Raw genomic sequence first — 14,943 nt, forward strand, 5'->3', positions numbered from 1 at the left:
CGCCGGTAGAGTTCTGGGGGTGCGAACCAAGCTGCCGGCCGTCGCTGCTATTGCAGTGGCCCTCGTCCTGTCCGGCTGCGGGGGCGGTGACAAGACGAGCGACGACGACGCGATCCCCACTCGGACGCCGCCCAAGGTGTCACCGGCGGGCCCGTTCTTCGGGGAGTGCGGTTCGGTGACCGACCAGGAAGTCCAGACCGCCTTCGGTGTCTCCTCGTTCGCGTCCGTCACCCGCAACTCGGTCGGCTGCGTGTGGGAGGTCGGTGGCGGCAGTAGCGCGCCCAGCGTCAGCTTCTCTTGGTACCGCGGCAGCCCGATCGGTCGTGAGGCCGCAGGATCGGACCGACTACAGCGCCCACCCAAGCCGGTCGAAATTCGCGGTCACGAAGGTTTCATCGGCCAGATCCCCGGGCAGTTGTGCGAACTCGGCCTGCAATACGGCGACGACTTCATGCACTGGTCCGTCACGTACGCCGGTTTCCCACCGTTCAAGGACGAATGCGCGGTGGCGCGTGAATTGGCCGAGCTCACCGCGTCGAGGGTCCAGGGATGAGGGCCCGCAAGATCGCTCTGGTCGGCACTGTCGCCACGGCCTTTCTCCTCACCGGCTGCGGCGGAACTATCGATGGCACTCCGGTCGCAGAGAAGGACAAGATCGGGTCCGGCGACGATTATCAAAAGCTGCTCGGCGAATGCAATACCGTCGCCGACGAAGACATTGCGAAGACCGTCGGCGGCACCTCTATCGATCACACCTTTTACGGCGCAATCTGTCGGTGGGATATCGGCAGCCCCAGCGGCAACGTGAAGGTGACGTTCAACTGGTTCGAAACCGGTTCGCTCGATGTCGAACGCAAGGCTCTCGAGAAGCTGAAGTACGGAATCAAGGACATTTCGGTCCAGGGGCGCAAGGCGATTCAGGAAACGCGGCCTGGTGACGGCGATTCCTGCGGAGTCACCGCGGGCGCACCGGACATCGGGATCATCGGCTGGTGGGTGCAGTATCCGCCTGGATCCGCACACGGCGATCCGTGCGCGGCGGCCACGAAATTGATGGAACTTTCGCTCGATCTGAGTCGTTGAACCTGTGAACCTTTAGAGCCGGATCCACGTACAACGTTCATGCAACTCTTACGTTCGGATGTCGGTGCAGGAATCGATCCGGGCAGCCCCGGCTCGATCGTGCTCGGGTTCTACAGAATTATTGTCGGGTTCCTCTTTGCCATGCACGGAACGTCGAGTCTCTTCGGCTTTCCTACTGCTCCGCGAGGGGACCATACGGTGGCCTTTCTGGCATGGCCGAGTTGGTGGGCCGCGGTAATCGAACTGGTCGCCGGTGTCTTCGTCATGGTCGGATTCGGCACGAGAATTGCCGCACTCCTGTGCTCCGGTTCGATGGCGTATGCCTACCTCGTTGTCCATCAAAAGAATGGTTTGTTGCCGATCGAGAACGGTGGCGAACTCGCGGTGAGCTTCTGCTGGGCGTTCTTCCTATTGGCCTTCACCGGGCCCGGTTCGTTCGCCGTTGGACGGGTATTTCGGCGGCAGCGCCCATCTCATACATAGCCGCTTTGACCCGGAGGCGCGCCGACGGGTATCGTGGAACGCCGTGCCCGGAGCATGCGGGCAGGCTTGTGTGCATCATGTAGGCCAGCGAGTGCGGCTGATCATTCAGCCGTGCCACGAACTGGCCTTTTGGTGTGATTTTTGACAGGCTCAGCATCGCTGCGCGCGACACGCCCGACCTCGGGATACGAGGGAAGGCCACCAGCTCGACAAACGCTCGAAGAACGAACATCTAGATCCAACACGCGTCATAAACCAAAAGAGGGAAAGCCGGTCAATGCCAACCATCAACCAGCTGGTCCGTAAGGGCCGCACCGACAAGGTCGCGAAGCTCAAGACCGCGGCCCTGAAGGGGAGCCCGCAGCGCCGTGGGGTGTGCACTCGCGTGTACACGACGACGCCGAAGAAGCCGAACTCCGCGCTGCGTAAGGTCGCGCGTGTTCGCCTCACCAGCTCGGTCGAGGTCACCGCTTATATACCTGGTGAGGGCCACAACCTGCAGGAGCACTCGATGGTGCTCGTGCGCGGTGGTCGTGTGAAGGACCTCCCCGGTGTTCGCTACAAGATCATCCGCGGCTCGCTCGATACGCAGGGCGTGAAGAACCGCAAGCAAGCCCGCAGCCGTTACGGCGCCAAGAAGGAGAAGAGCTGATATGCCACGCAAGGGGCCCGCACCCAAGCGTCCGCTGATCAACGACCCGGTCTACGGGTCGCCGCTGGTCACCCAGCTGGTCAACAAGATCCTGCTCGACGGCAAGAAGTCGACGGCGGAGAAGATCGTTTACGGTGCGCTGGAGCAGGCACGCGAGCGCTCTGGCACCGATCCGGTCGTCACCCTCAAGCGCGCACTCGACAACGTCAAGCCTGCCCTCGAGGTGAAGAGCCGCCGCGTCGGTGGCGCCACCTACCAGGTGCCGGTCGAGGTTCGTCCGGGCCGCGCCAACACGTTGGCACTGCGCTGGCTGGTGTCGTTCTCTCGTGCACGTCGCGAGAAGACGATGGTCGAGCGCCTCGCCAACGAACTGCTCGACGCGAGCAACGGTCTCGGCGCATCGGTGAAGCGCCGCGAAGACACACACAAGATGGCTGACGCCAACAAGGCATTCGCTCACTACCGCTGGTGACACCGAGCTTGCTCGGTGTCGGCCGAGCCCCCCGGGCTCGGCCGCCGAGCAAGGCGAAGCCTCGAGACAAGACAGCCTTTAGGCAATTCGATTCCCGAAGGGAATGACTGTGGCACAGGACGTGCTCACGGACCTGAACAAGGTTCGCAACATCGGCATCATGGCCCACATCGATGCCGGTAAGACCACCACAACCGAACGCATCCTCTTCTACACCGGTATCAGCTACAAGATCGGTGAGGTCCACGACGGCGCAGCCACGATGGACTGGATGGAGCAGGAGCAGGAGCGCGGCATCACGATTACGTCTGCCGCGACGACGTGCTTCTGGAACGACAACCAGATCAACATCATCGATACGCCCGGCCACGTCGACTTCACGGTCGAGGTCGAGCGGTCGCTGCGTGTGCTCGACGGTGCCGTTGCTGTCTTCGACGGCAAGGAAGGTGTCGAGCCGCAGTCCGAGCAGGTTTGGCGTCAGGCTGACAAGTACGACGTTCCGCGCATCTGTTTCGTCAACAAGATGGACAAGCTCGGTGCGGACTTCTACTTCACGGTGAAGACCATCAAGGAGCGCCTCGGCGCAAAGCCGTTGGTCATCCAGTTGCCGATCGGCGCCGAGGACACCTTCGAAGGCATCGTCGACCTGGTCGAGATGAAGGCCAAGGTGTGGCGCGGCGAGACGAAGCTCGGTGAGAAGTACGAGGTCGTCGACATCCCGGAAGAGCTGGCCGAGCTCGCCGAGCAGTACCGCACCGAATTGCTGGAAACTGTCGCCGAGTCCGACGAAGAGCTGCTCGAAAAGCACTTCAGCGGTGAAGAACTCACGATCGACGAGATCAAGGCTGCCATCCGCAAGATGACGGTCGGCTCCGAGCTCTACCCGGTGCTGTGTGGTTCGGCGTTCAAGAACAAGGGCGTTCAGCCCATGCTCGACGCCGTCATCGACTACCTGCCGTCACCGCTGGACGTCGAGGCCACCACCGGACACGTGCCGGATCACGAAGATCAGCTGATCACCCGTAAGCCGAGTGCAGACGAGCCGTTCGCCGGACTGGCGTTCAAGGTCGCCACGCACCCGTTCTTCGGCAAGCTGACTTACGTCCGCGTGTACTCGGGTCGGGTCGACTCCGGTGCCCAGGTCATCAACTCGACCAAGGGCAAGAAGGAGCGTCTGGGCAAGCTGTTCCAGATGCACTCCAACAAGGAGAACCCGGTTCCCAACGCGAGCGCCGGCCACATCTACGCGGTTATCGGTCTCAAGGACACGACGACAGGCGACACGCTCTGCGACGCGCAGAACCAGATCGTCCTCGAGTCGATGACCTTCCCGGACCCGGTCATCAACGTCTCGATCGAGCCGAAGACCAAGTCCGACCAGGAGAAGCTCGGTACGGCCATTCAAAAGCTGGCTGAAGAAGACCCGACCTTCTCGGTCAAGCTCGACGAGGAGACCGGCCAGACCGTCATCGGCGGCATGGGCGAGCTCCACCTCGACATCCTGGTCGACCGCATGCGTCGCGAGTTCAAGGTCGAGGCCAACGTCGGCAAGCCGCAGGTTGCGTACCGCGAGACGATCACCAAGACGGTCGAGAAGCACTCGTACACGCACAAGAAGCAGACCGGTGGCTCTGGTCAGTTCGCGAAGGTGATCATCACAGTCGAGCCGTTCCACGGCGAAGACGGTGCGCATTACGAATTCGAGAACAAGGTCACTGGTGGCCGCGTGCCGAAGGAGTACATCGGCTCGGTCGACGCAGGTGCACAGGACGCCATGCAGTACGGCGTGCTCGCGGGCTACCCCTTGACCGACGTCAAGGTGACGCTCGTCGACGGTGCGTACCACGACGTCGACTCGTCCGAAATGGCCTTCAAGATCGCAGGCTCGGCAGCGTTCAAGGAAGCGGCCCGCAAGGCCGGTCCCGTGATCCTCGAGCCGCTTATGTCCGTCGAAGTGACGACGCCCGAGGCCTACATGGGTGACGTTATCGGCGACCTGAACTCCCGCCGTGGCCAGATTCAGGCCATGGAGGAACGCAGTGGTGCTCGTGTCGTCAAGGCGCTGGTTCCGCTGTCGGAGATGTTCGGCTACATCGGAGACCTTCGGTCGAAGACTCAGGGCCGGGCGAACTACTCGATGGTGTTCGATTCCTACGCAGAGGTTCCCAGCAACGTCTCGAAGGAAATCATCGCGAAAGCGACCGGGGAATAGTCCCGCCGCTCTGTTTCAACCGAAATATCCACACCCGCACTGCTGCAAACTGCAAGCACCAATAAGTCCAGGAGGACACCACAGTGGCGAAGGCGAAGTTCGAGCGGACGAAGCCGCACGTCAACATCGGGACCATCGGTCACGTTGACCACGGCAAGACGACGCTGACCGCGGCTATCACCAAGGTCCTGCACGACAAGTTCCCGACTCTCAACGAGAGCTTTGCGTTCGATCAGATCGACAAGGCGCCCGAAGAGAAGGCTCGTGGTATCACGATCAACATCTCCCACGTGGAGTACCAGACGGAGAAGCGTCACTACGCTCACGTCGATGCTCCGGGCCACGCCGACTACATCAAGAACATGATCACCGGCGCAGCTCAGATGGACGGTGCGATCCTGGTTGTTGCAGCCACCGATGGCCCGATGCCCCAGACGCGTGAGCACGTGCTGCTCGCCCGTCAGGTCGGCGTGCCTTACATCCTCGTTGCACTCAACAAGGCCGACATGGTCGACGACGACGAGATCATCGAACTCGTCGAGATGGAGGTCCGCGAGCTGCTCGCGACGCAGGAGTTCGACGAGGATGCCCCCGTCATCAAGGTCTCCGCGCTGAAGGCACTCGAGGGCGACCCGAAGTGGGCCGAGTCCATCGTCGAGCTCATGCAGGCCGTCGACGACTCGATCCCGGACCCGGTTCGTGAGACCGAGAAGCCGTTCCTCATGCCCGTCGAGGACGTGTTCACGATCACCGGTCGTGGCACCGTCGTCACCGGTCGTATCGAGCGTGGATCGATCAACATCAACCAGGAAGTCGAGATCGTCGGCATCAAGACGACCTCGACCAAGACCACGGTCACTGGTATCGAGATGTTCCGCAAGCTGCTCGACTCGGGCCAGGCAGGCGACAACGTCGGCTTGCTGGTTCGTGGCATCAAGCGTGAGGACGTCGAGCGTGGCCAGGTTGTGGTCAAGCCCGGCACCACCACGCCGCACACCGAGTTCGAGGGCCAGGCGTACATCCTGAACAAGGAAGAAGGCGGCCGTCACACGCCGTTCTTCAACAACTACCGTCCGCAGTTCTACTTCCGTACGACTGACGTGACGGGCGTTGTGACCCTGCCCGAGGGCACCGAGATGGTCATGCCCGGTGACAACACCGAGATGCTCGTCAAGCTGATCCAGCCGGTCGCCATGGACGAGGGCCTGCGCTTCGCGATCCGTGAAGGTGGCCGCACCGTCGGCGCCGGTCGCGTCGTGAAGATCATCAAGTAAGACAACAAAAAAGGCGCCGGTCATCCTTCGGGGGTGACCGGCGCCTTTTGCATGTCCCAGCACTCGTGAGTCTTTTCGGAGTCCCTGGACTCGCAAAAGACTCACAACCCTGCTACTGCTTTTCGGCGGCGCGATAGCGTAGAACTTTGGCGACGACGAAAGGCTCGGCTCATGGGTAGAACCGCATTGGTGACAGGCGGAACCGGTGCACTCGGTAGCGCTGTGACGGCAAAGCTGCTCGACGACGGATGGCGCGTCGTCGTGCCATGGATCGCCGAACGTGAATTGGAGCGGTTGCCGAAACATGCAGCGCTGGAAACGATTCAAGCCGACCTGTTCGACGAGGCCAGTGTCGCGGAGGTAGCCCAATTGGCGGGTGGGGACCCTGATGCGCCGCTGCGCGCCGTGGCGAACCTGGTCGGCGCGTTCGCGACCGGCGGCAAGGTGCACCAGACGCCGATCGAGGACTTCGAGAAGATGTTGCGAATCAACCTTCGCCCGGCCTACCTCACCACGCATGCCGCGCTGCCCTACATCATCGATGCGGGCGGCGGCTCGCTGCTCGCGGTGTCCACGAAGGCAGCATTTTCGCCGTTCTCCGGAGCGGCCGGCTACATCACGTCGAAGGCTGCGGTGTGGGCCTTCATCACAGCGCTCGCAGTCGAATACAGCGACGCAGGAATTCGTGCGAACGCGATCCTTCCCTCTGTGATCGACACCCCCGCAAACCGTGCGAGCCAACCTGATTCGAACCACAAAGGGTGGGTGAAGCCAGAGGCGATCGCCGACGTTATTGCCTTCCTGTTCAGCGATGCGGGTGCCGCGATCACCGGTGCGCAGGTGCCGGTTCCCGGAGTGGGCGCATGACGGACCGGATAGTGATCGTGGGCGCCGGCCTCGCCGGTCTGCGCGCTGCCGAGGAGCTGCGCAGAGCGACGTTCGAGGGCCCCATCGTGCTTGTCGGCAACGAGAAGCACTTGCCCTATGACAGGCCGCCACTGTCCAAGGAAGTCGTCCGTGGCGAGCGTGAGGACACCACGCTGAAGCCGCAGGAATTCTTCGACGAGAAACAGATCGAGCTTCGGCTGGGAGCCGAAGCGGTCGGCGTCGACACCGCGGCGAAGAAGCTCCGGTTTGCCGATGGGTCCGATATCGAATACGGCCAGCTCGTCATAGCGACCGGCCTTGCCTCGCGCCGCATCCCTGGCCTCCCGGACCTTGCTGGAGTTCACGTTCTGCGCACGCTGGAGGATTCGCTGGCGTTGCGCTCCGAGCTCGCTGAGGGCAAGCGCGCACTGATCGTCGGCGCCGGATTCATCGGGTGCGAATTGGCCGCGAGCTTCCGCCAACGAGGCGTCGACGTCGTCTTGGTGGAACCGCAACCGGCGCCGCTCGCGTCGGTTCTCGGGGAAGAAGTCGGCCACCTGATCGAGCGAATGCATCGCGAAGAAGGCGTCGACGTTCGTTGTGGTGTCGGATTCGAATCGGTGCTCGGCGCGGACCGAGTGACCGGCGCGGTCCTGAGCGACGGCACCGAGGTCGATGCCGATTTCGTCGTCATCGGAATCGGCTCGGTACCCCTGACGGAGTGGCTTGCCGAATCCGGCATCGAACTCGCGGACCGCTCGGCGGGCGGGGGAGTGCGGGCCGACGAGGTCGGCCGGACGGCGACCGAGGGGGTCTGGGCCACAGGCGATGTCGCGTCCTGGCGCCTTGCGACGGGCAAACAGAAGCGGGTCGAGCATTGGTCGAATGCAGGCGACCAGGCGAAGGTGCTTGCGAAGGCGATCACGGGTGCCGACGCGACCGGTCCGACCGCGGTGCCGTACTTCTGGAGCGATCAGTACGACGTCAAGATTCAGGCGCTTGGCACGCCGTCGGCGACCGACACGGTCCACATCGTCGAAGACGACGGCCGCAAATTCCTCGCCTACTACTCGCGCGACGGCGTGCTGACCGGTGTGGTCGGCGCAGGCGTTCCTGCAAAGGTGATGAAAGTCCGGGCGAAGATCGTCGCGGGCGTTCCGGTGGCTGAGTTGCTTGGGAACGCGTGACGATAGGTTGAACACGTGATCGTCGCGCTTATCGATTCGGGGTTGGGCTTGTTGCCGACCGCTGCGTGGTTGCGGCGGCTGCGGCCCGAACTCGACTTGCTGCTGTTGCTCGATCCGGACGGTGCGCCGTGGGGGCCCAAGCCGGAAGACTGGGTCTCGCAGCGCGTCGTCGGTGCCGCCGAAGTCGCGGTCGGCGAGGGTGCGGAAGTTGTTGTGCTGCCCTGTAATACGGCGACGGTATCTGCAGTCGATGCGGTCAGGGAACGGTTGGGTGCTTCGATTCCCGTCATCGGTACGGTGCCGGCAATCAAGCCTGCGGCAGCCGCGTGTTCGTCGGTCGCGATCTGGGCAACGGCGGCGACGACCGCGAGTCAGTACCAGGCCGACCTCGTCGATCAGTTCGGCAACGGTGCCGAGGTGGTCGGAGTGGCCTGTCTCGGCCTTGCCGAGGCGATCGATCGTGGCGACCGCGACGGCGCGCTGAGTGCTATCGCGGCTGCCGCAGAACAGACACCTGAGCGGGTGGAAGCCGTCGTGCTCGGGTGCACGCACTACCCCCTCGTGGCCGACGAGATCGCTGCCGCGCTACCTGCCGGGACCCGCCTGTTCGATAGTTCGGAAGCCGTTGCTGCGCAAACACTTCGACGGATCGATGCCCTCGGTCGGCCGTGGGCCGGGACTGGCGCGGTCCGGGTGCTGCTGAGTGGCAGGCCGGGGGAGTTGCCACCGAGGGCGGCGGCGTTCGACTCAGGTCGTGAGTTGGTCTCATGACCGCCGCGGACGTGGTGACTGCGCTCGCCGCAGTCGCCGATCCGACGGACGCTGTGAACTTGCAGCGGTTCTTCAAGACCGGGCCTGGCGAGTACGCCGAGGGTGATGTGTTCGTCGGTGTCCGGGTTCCGGCCACCCGACGGATCGCGAAGCTCTACTCGGATCTATCGCTCGACCAAATCGACGTGCTGCTCGACAGCGAGGTCCACGAGCATCGACTCGCGGCCCTCATCATCTTGAACGCCCAATTCGCCGCGGCGTCGAAGCCGCGGACCTTCGACTCGGCGGCACAGGCGGCGATCGTGGATCGCTACCTCGCCGCGGTCCGTCGAGGTCGGGTGAACAACTGGGACCTGGTCGACGCGTCGGCCGAAAATATCTTGGGCCCTTGGCTTTTCGAACGGCCACGGGACCTGCTGTTCGAGTTGGCCGAAAGCGACGACTTGTGGGAGCGACGCGTCGCCGTCCTGAGCACGTTCGCGTTCATCAAACGCGGCGACGAATCGACGACGCTGCAATTGTGCGAACGCTTGCTCGCCGACCGCGCGGACCTCATCCAGAAGGCCACCGGTTGGATGCTTCGCGAGGTCGGCAAAAGGATCGGCCGCGACGTTCTCGTCGACTTCCTCGAGCGCAACGCCGCCGGGATGGGGCGCACGGCGTTGAGCTACGCGACCGAGCATCTCGACCCCGACACTCGGCGGCGGCTGCGGAGTCTCTGAGTTAGAACTCGATGCGCAGGTGGTCGGTGACCGGGTGGGACTGGCAGCCGAGGATGTAGCCGTTCTCGATGTCTTCGGGGTCCAGGATCTCGGTGTTGTCCATCTGGACCTTGCCCTCGATGACAGTGCAAGCGCACGAACCGCATTCGCCTTCCTGGCAGGAGTACGGCACGTCGATTCCCTTGGCGAGCATGATGTCGACGAGCGTCTGCTTGCGTGGCCACTTGAGGTGGTGGATCTCGCCGTCGAGTTCGACGTCGACGGTTGCGGCGCCCGCCTCGTCCTCTTCGGTGAGCTCGGCGGGTGCAGAATCGGTAAAAGGATCCCCGGCAAGGGAATTGAACACTTCCGCGTGGACTCGAGCGCGCGGTACATCCAACGCGGCGAGCGCGGCGTGAACGGTGTCCATGAACGGTCCAGGCCCACACATGAACGAGTGGTAGGCCGTGTACGGGGCGACGAGGCGGGCGAGTTGCTGCGCCGTCGGCAGCCCCTGCACGGTCTCCAGCCAGTGGATCGTGGTCAGTCTGGTGGGGTGCTTCGCGGCAAGTTCGCGCAGCTCGTCGGCGAAGATCACGGACTTCTCGTCACGATTGGCGTAGACCAGCACGACGTTGCCGCGGCCTTGCGACAGTGCAGCTTTCAAGATCGAGATGACCGGCGTGATCCCACTTCCGGCACCGAACAACAGCACGTCGTCATCGAGTGATTTGGGTGTGAAAACACCGGACGGCGGTAGGACCTCCATCGTGTCGCCGACCGCGATGTTGTCGCACACCCAGTTCGAGCCGTATCCATCGGCGGTGCGCTTGATCGTCACCTTCGGCAGGTCGTCGGTGAACGGCGAACTCGCCAGTGAGTAGCACCGCGCTACCGAGCCGGTCCGGTCGCTCGGTATGCGCAAGGTGAGGAACTGGCCGGGTTTGTAGGTGAAACGGTCGCGCAGGTCGTCCGGAATCGCGAATACCACGGACTTGGTGTCAGCGGTCTCTTCGATGACGTCGGATACGGTCAGCACAGCCGAACGGGAGCTGTGTGGCACGTCGACGCTGGTCATCCGGCATTCCTTTCGGTGTTTCTAGAACGTGTTCTAGAAATGATGCTACTTGGCGCTCTGCTGACGAACAAGCTGAGCTTCGAGACCGTCGATGACGGTCGCAATTCCGAACTCGTAGAAGTACTTTCCGCGAAGATCGTCGACATGCGCCATTGCGCGTGCGAACGATTTGGGGAGTTGCTGCGGCAGCGGCCCCGGGCCGTTGTCGTTCACGACCCGGCTGCGGCCGAACAGATACGTGTGAATCGTGGCGTATGCGGTCAGTACGTTGCGCGGCGAGAAGCCGGCGTCGAACAGGATCTCCATCGCCGCGTCGATCAACGTCAGTTGCTTCTTCAGCATCTGCTCGATCAGGACATCGCCGAGGCCTGGATGCTTGCGCAGCTTCTCGTCGATCTGGTCGATCAGTGCGCGGAGGCGTACCTGCCACGGTCCCGATTCTGGCTCGGGGATTCGGATGCCTGCGAGCGCAGCGGTAGCGACGAGGTCGAGCAACTCGCTTTTGTCTGCGACGTAGTAGTACGGCGCCATCGGCGATACGCCGAGTTCGCGGGAAAGTCGCCGCATCGACAGCTTGTCGACGCCGTCCACCCGAACGACCCGCAGCGCGGCCGCCACGATCTCTGCTTCGGACAGTGTCGGGTTGGCCCCGCTGGGTGTGCGTCCGGCCCGGACAGCGCCTACTCCCTGAGGAGGCTCGGCTGCCGAACTGTTGCGATTCATCGATTCGAAGGGTAGTGCCGTGAGGCCCGTGCGTGAATTTCACCCCTATGGTGGTGCGGCGCGCGCACGGGGCGAAGTCGGTTTCGCCACTCCGAAAGTCGAGCAAACTGAAAATGCGGGGCCTGACATCCGAACTTTACCGTTTTGTTATCAGCAGACGTATATTTATTTCCGCAGGCGGCCACGCGCTCCGGAATTCCGAATACCATCGCCTGATGCGCCAAGGTCGCCTGCCCGACGGATTTGGGGTGCGAATCGATCCAAGCGTGAAGACCTATCGCGACGGTCGGGTGCTCATCGGAGGATCGCCCACTCGAATGGTGATGCTCGCGCCGTCGGCGGCCGCAATGATCGGCGATGGCTTTCTCGAAGTGACCGACCCGAACACCGCCGTTGTTGCTCGGCGACTGCTCGATTCAGGCGTCGCAAATCCCCGCCCGATGCTGCTTCCCTCGACCGACGACGTCACCGTCATCGTGCCGCTGCGTAACAACGTCGACGGACTGGAACGGTTGCTTGCCGCACTGCGCGGACACCGCGTGATCGTCGTCGACGACGGATCCGACGTAGCCGTCAGTGCACCGCCCGCAGGTGGTCGATGCAGCGTGTCGGTATTGCGGCACGAAGTTGCCCGTGGTCCGGCCGCGGCGCGCAACACTGGGATGCGAGCAGCAACAACGGAATTCGTTGCGTTCCTCGACTCCGATGTGGTACCGCGGAGCGGCTGGCTCGAAGTGATGCTCGGGCACTTCAGCGACCCCGCCGTCGCGTTGGTCGCACCACGCATCGTGGCGCTCGACCCCGAATCGAACGAACTCGCACGCTACGAGCACAGTCGGAGCTCACTGGACCTGGGGCGGCACGAGGCTCCGGTCCGTGCGCGGACGCCCGTCTCCTATGTACCGAGCACCGCGATGCTCGTGCGCCGCAGCGCCCTGCAGGATGCGGGTGGCTTCGACGAGACGATGGACGTCGCCGAAGACATCGACCTGTGCTGGCGTCTGGAAGCAGCGGGCTGGCGGTTGCGTTACGAACCCGCCGCTCGTGTCGCTCACGACCATCAGGTGTCCTTCGGTCAATGGTTCAGTCGCAAGATGTTCTACGGCACCGGCGCAGCGCCGCTGGCGGCTCGTCACCCCGGCAAGGTCGCCCCGTTGTCGATCTCGCGCTGGACGGTCGCTGCCGCGGTCCTCATCGCCACGCTCACTCGCATGGGCTTGATCGGTGCGTTGCTGACGATGTCCGTTGCAGTCCTGCGAGTGCGCAAAGTGTTCGCCGAACTCGACCAACCCACGCGTGTGGCAGCGATATTCGTCGCGCGCGGGTTCGCCGCTGGACTGTGGCAACTGGCGTCTGCGATGTGTCGGCACTATTGGCCGATCACGATGCTGGCGCTGATTCTTTCGCGCCGAATACGCCATGTCGCCATAGCCATGGCGCTCGCAGAGGGCGCCGCCGATTGGTACAAGCACCGCGAGAACGGCGGTCTCGATCCGGTTCGCTACATCGCGTTCAAGCGGCTCGACGACGTCGCCTACGGAACCGGGTTGTGGCGCGGCGCGGTCCGCGCGCACAGCGTCGAGGCGTTGAAGCCAACCCTCGGCAGTTGATTCCCCCTTTCGGGGGTAGCTGCCCGTGACGGGCGTCACTAACCTCGGGCGTATGAGCAAGCAACCAAAGCTGAGCTATGCGTCGGGACTGTCGGATACGCCGCTCCTCGGTGACACGATCGGCGACAACTTCGATCGGACGGTAGCGGCATTCGCCGACCGCGACGCGCTGGTGGACCACGCGAGTGGTCGGCGGTGGACGTATGGGGAGCTGGCTGCGCAGGTCGATGCGCTCGCACTCGGACTGCTCGACGCGGGCATCGCCAAGGGCGACCGCGTGGGGATCTGGGCGCCGAACTGTGCCGAATGGACCTTCGTGCAATACGCGACCGCGAAGGTCGGCGCGATCCTCGTCAACATCAACCCGGCCTACCGGTCGCACGAGCTGGAGTACGTGCTCAACCAGGCCGGTGTCCGGATGATCATCTGCGCGCCGGAGTTCAAGACGTCGAACTACGTCGCGATGATCGACGAGGTTCGGTCGAGCTGTCGTGGACTCGAGCAGGTCGTGGTACTGGGCAGCGACACGTGGACCACGCTGTTGCGTACCGACGGCGATCGAGCCGCCCTCGTCGATGCGCAAGCGCAGCTGTCTGCTGATGACGCAATCAACATTCAATACACCTCCGGGACAACTGGTTTCCCCAAGGGTGCGACGCTGAGCCACCACAACATCCTGAACAACGGCTTCTTCGTCGGCGAGCTGTGCAACTACACCGAAGAGGACCGCATCTGCATCCCGGTGCCGTTCTATCACTGCTTCGGCATGGTGATGGGCAACCTCGCGGCGACCAGCCACGGCGCGACGATGGTGATACCCGCGCCGTCGTTCGAACCACGCGCGACGCTGGCGGCAGTCCAGGCGGAACGCTGCACGTCGCTCTACGGCGTGCCGACGATGTTCATCGCCGAGCTCGCCGAGCCCGACTTCGAGTCGTTCGACCTGTCCAGTCTGCGGACCGGAATCATGGCAGGCTCACCGTGCCCGGTCGAGGTGATGAAGCAGGTGATCGAGCGGATGGGTATGCGTGAAGTCTCGATCTGCTACGGCATGACGGAGACTTCGCCGGTGTCGACGCAGACCCGTCCGCACGACACGATCGACCAACGCACGGCGACGGTGGGTCGCGTTGGGCCGCATCTGGAATCCAAGATCGTTGATCCCGCAACAGGTTTGACCGTTCCGCGTGGCGAGCCGGGTGAATTGTGCACGCGTGGTTACTCGGTGATGCTCGGCTATTGGGAGAATGCTGAGAAGACTGCGGAGGCAATCGATTCGGCGCGCTGGATGCATACCGGCGACATCGGCACCATGGACGACGACGGCTACATCGCGATCACCGGCCGCATCAAGGACATGGTGATCAGGGGCGGCGAAAACGTCTACCCGCGTGAGATCGAGGAGTTCCTCTACACGCACCCGGACATCCTCGACGCCCAGGTCGTCGGGGTTCCCGACCCGAAATACGGCGAAGAGTTGATGGCCTGGATCCGCATGAAAGAGGGGGCTGCGCCGTTGGACGCTGCCGCCGTTCGCGAGTTCTGCACCGGAAAGTTGGCGCACTACAAGATCCCGCGCTACGTCCACGTGGTCGACGAATTCCCCATGACCGTGACCGGCAAGGTCCGCAAGGTCGAGATGCGAGAGAAGTCGATCGCTCTACTGTCCTGAACGTCCTACCCTCGTGAGTCTTTTAGGAGTCCATAGACTCTGTCCAGTCTCGACACATGTGGGACATCTGATGTCTACCCACATGTGGGACAGGTTGTTGGATGCGTAGGTGATGGCACCTGAGACCGGGCTTGGATCAGTTCATGCCCAGATCGGTT

The 14,943-nt window shown here is 63.2% G+C and carries 15 protein-coding genes; 13 read left to right on the top strand and 2 right to left on the bottom strand.

The genetic code is table 11. The annotated features are described in order from the left end of the window. Positions 1–19: 19 nt before the first annotated feature. The 11 genes from FGL95_RS30915 (at position 20) to FGL95_RS30965 (ending at position 9,723) form a co-directional block, all read left to right on the top strand. Positions 20–553 (top strand): DUF3558 family protein, encoded by a 534-nt coding sequence (locus tag FGL95_RS30915; RefSeq protein ID WP_169594653.1) that lies wholly within the window; start codon positions 20–22, stop codon positions 551–553. After that, positions 550–1,083, top strand: coding sequence for a DUF3558 domain-containing protein (locus FGL95_RS30920; protein WP_169594655.1), 534 nt, complete (start codon positions 550–552; stop codon positions 1,081–1,083). Before FGL95_RS30915 ends, FGL95_RS30920 begins: the two co-directional genes overlap by 4 nt. Before the next feature lie 39 nt (positions 1,084–1,122). Then, positions 1,123–1,566 carry a DoxX family protein gene (locus FGL95_RS30925; protein ID WP_169594657.1) on the top strand — a complete coding sequence of 148 codons (444 nt, stop codon included), beginning with the start codon at positions 1,123–1,125 and terminating at the stop codon, positions 1,564–1,566. Between the two features lie 277 nt (positions 1,567–1,843). Beyond that, entirely contained in the window at positions 1,844–2,218 is a 375-nt protein-coding gene (rpsL, locus tag FGL95_RS30930; RefSeq protein WP_008714048.1) for a 30S ribosomal protein S12, read from the top strand. Between the two features lies 1 nt (position 2,219). After that, positions 2,220–2,690 (top strand): 30S ribosomal protein S7, encoded by a 471-nt coding sequence (gene rpsG / locus FGL95_RS30935; protein ID WP_169594659.1) that lies wholly within the window; start codon positions 2,220–2,222, stop codon positions 2,688–2,690. Positions 2,691–2,799: 109 nt separating this feature from the next. After that, complete coding sequence (gene fusA / locus FGL95_RS30940) at positions 2,800–4,902, top strand: elongation factor G (protein WP_169594662.1); 2,103 nt, start codon at positions 2,800–2,802, stop codon at positions 4,900–4,902. Positions 4,903–4,985: 83 nt separating this feature from the next. Then, complete coding sequence (tuf, locus tag FGL95_RS30945) at positions 4,986–6,176, top strand: elongation factor Tu (protein WP_169594664.1); 1,191 nt, start codon at positions 4,986–4,988, stop codon at positions 6,174–6,176. Between the two features lie 171 nt (positions 6,177–6,347). Beyond that, positions 6,348–7,043: an SDR family oxidoreductase gene (locus tag FGL95_RS30950; protein WP_169594666.1), complete on the top strand. Its 696-nt coding sequence runs from the start codon at positions 6,348–6,350 to the stop codon at positions 7,041–7,043. After that, positions 7,040–8,230 carry an NAD(P)/FAD-dependent oxidoreductase gene (locus FGL95_RS30955; RefSeq protein ID WP_206072481.1) on the top strand — a complete coding sequence of 397 codons (1,191 nt, stop codon included), beginning with the start codon at positions 7,040–7,042 and terminating at the stop codon, positions 8,228–8,230. Before FGL95_RS30950 ends, FGL95_RS30955 begins: the two co-directional genes overlap by 4 nt. A gap of 15 nt (positions 8,231–8,245) precedes the next feature. Continuing rightward, entirely contained in the window at positions 8,246–9,001 is a 756-nt protein-coding gene (locus tag FGL95_RS30960; protein WP_169594668.1) for an aspartate/glutamate racemase family protein, read from the top strand. Beyond that, a complete protein-coding gene (locus tag FGL95_RS30965; protein WP_169594670.1) occupies positions 8,998–9,723 on the top strand; it encodes a DNA alkylation repair protein in 726 nt (241 codons plus the stop codon). The genes FGL95_RS30960 and FGL95_RS30965 overlap by 4 nt, the downstream gene beginning before the upstream one ends. Before the next feature lies 1 nt (position 9,724). On the opposite strand, the gene FGL95_RS30970 is transcribed toward FGL95_RS30965, so the two are convergent. Next, positions 9,725–10,780, bottom strand: coding sequence for a ferredoxin--NADP reductase (locus FGL95_RS30970; RefSeq protein WP_169594672.1), 1,056 nt, complete (start codon positions 10,778–10,780; stop codon positions 9,725–9,727). Positions 10,781–10,825: 45 nt separating this feature from the next. Beyond that, the gene (mftR2, locus tag FGL95_RS30975; RefSeq protein WP_169594674.1) at positions 10,826–11,503 is read right to left on the bottom strand and encodes a mycofactocin system transcriptional regulator MftR2; all 678 of its coding nucleotides are present in this window, start codon (positions 11,501–11,503) and stop codon (positions 10,826–10,828) included. Positions 11,504–11,718: 215 nt separating this feature from the next. On the opposite strand from mftR2, the gene mftF reads away from it, so the two are divergent. Both mftF and FGL95_RS30985 read left to right on the top strand, forming a co-directional pair. After that, complete coding sequence (mftF, locus tag FGL95_RS30980) at positions 11,719–13,113, top strand: mycofactocin biosynthesis glycosyltransferase MftF (protein ID WP_169594676.1); 1,395 nt, start codon at positions 11,719–11,721, stop codon at positions 13,111–13,113. Between the two features lie 52 nt (positions 13,114–13,165). Next, positions 13,166–14,785: an AMP-binding protein gene (locus FGL95_RS30985; protein ID WP_169594678.1), complete on the top strand. Its 1,620-nt coding sequence runs from the start codon at positions 13,166–13,168 to the stop codon at positions 14,783–14,785. The last annotated feature ends 158 nt before the right edge of the window (positions 14,786–14,943 follow it).

It is taken from the genome of Antrihabitans stalactiti, assembly GCF_012932915.1.
GTDB lineage: Bacteria > Actinomycetota > Actinomycetes > Mycobacteriales > Mycobacteriaceae > Antrihabitans > Antrihabitans stalactiti.

Bases quoted from the DNA above. Each gene is read 5' to 3' on its own strand.
- FGL95_RS30970 (WP_169594672.1), bottom strand. From the start codon at position 10,780: ATGACCAGCGTCGACGTGCCACACAGCTCCCGTTCGGCTGTGCTGACC.
- FGL95_RS30955 (WP_206072481.1), top strand. From the start codon at position 7,040: ATGACGGACCGGATAGTGATCGTGGGCGCCGGCCTCGCCGGTCTGCGC.
- FGL95_RS30965 (WP_169594670.1), top strand. From the start codon at position 8,998: ATGACCGCCGCGGACGTGGTGACTGCGCTCGCCGCAGTCGCCGATCCG.
- FGL95_RS30985 (WP_169594678.1), top strand. From the start codon at position 13,166: ATGAGCAAGCAACCAAAGCTGAGCTATGCGTCGGGACTGTCGGATACG.
- mftR2 (WP_169594674.1), bottom strand. From the start codon at position 11,503: ATGAATCGCAACAGTTCGGCAGCCGAGCCTCCTCAGGGAGTAGGCGCT.
- FGL95_RS30950 (WP_169594666.1), top strand. From the start codon at position 6,348: ATGGGTAGAACCGCATTGGTGACAGGCGGAACCGGTGCACTCGGTAGC.
- rpsG (WP_169594659.1), top strand. From the start codon at position 2,220: ATGCCACGCAAGGGGCCCGCACCCAAGCGTCCGCTGATCAACGACCCG.
- mftF (WP_169594676.1), top strand. From the start codon at position 11,719: ATGCGCCAAGGTCGCCTGCCCGACGGATTTGGGGTGCGAATCGATCCA.
- FGL95_RS30925 (WP_169594657.1), top strand. From the start codon at position 1,123: ATGCAACTCTTACGTTCGGATGTCGGTGCAGGAATCGATCCGGGCAGC.
- rpsL (WP_008714048.1), top strand. From the start codon at position 1,844: ATGCCAACCATCAACCAGCTGGTCCGTAAGGGCCGCACCGACAAGGTC.
- FGL95_RS30920 (WP_169594655.1), top strand. From the start codon at position 550: ATGAGGGCCCGCAAGATCGCTCTGGTCGGCACTGTCGCCACGGCCTTT.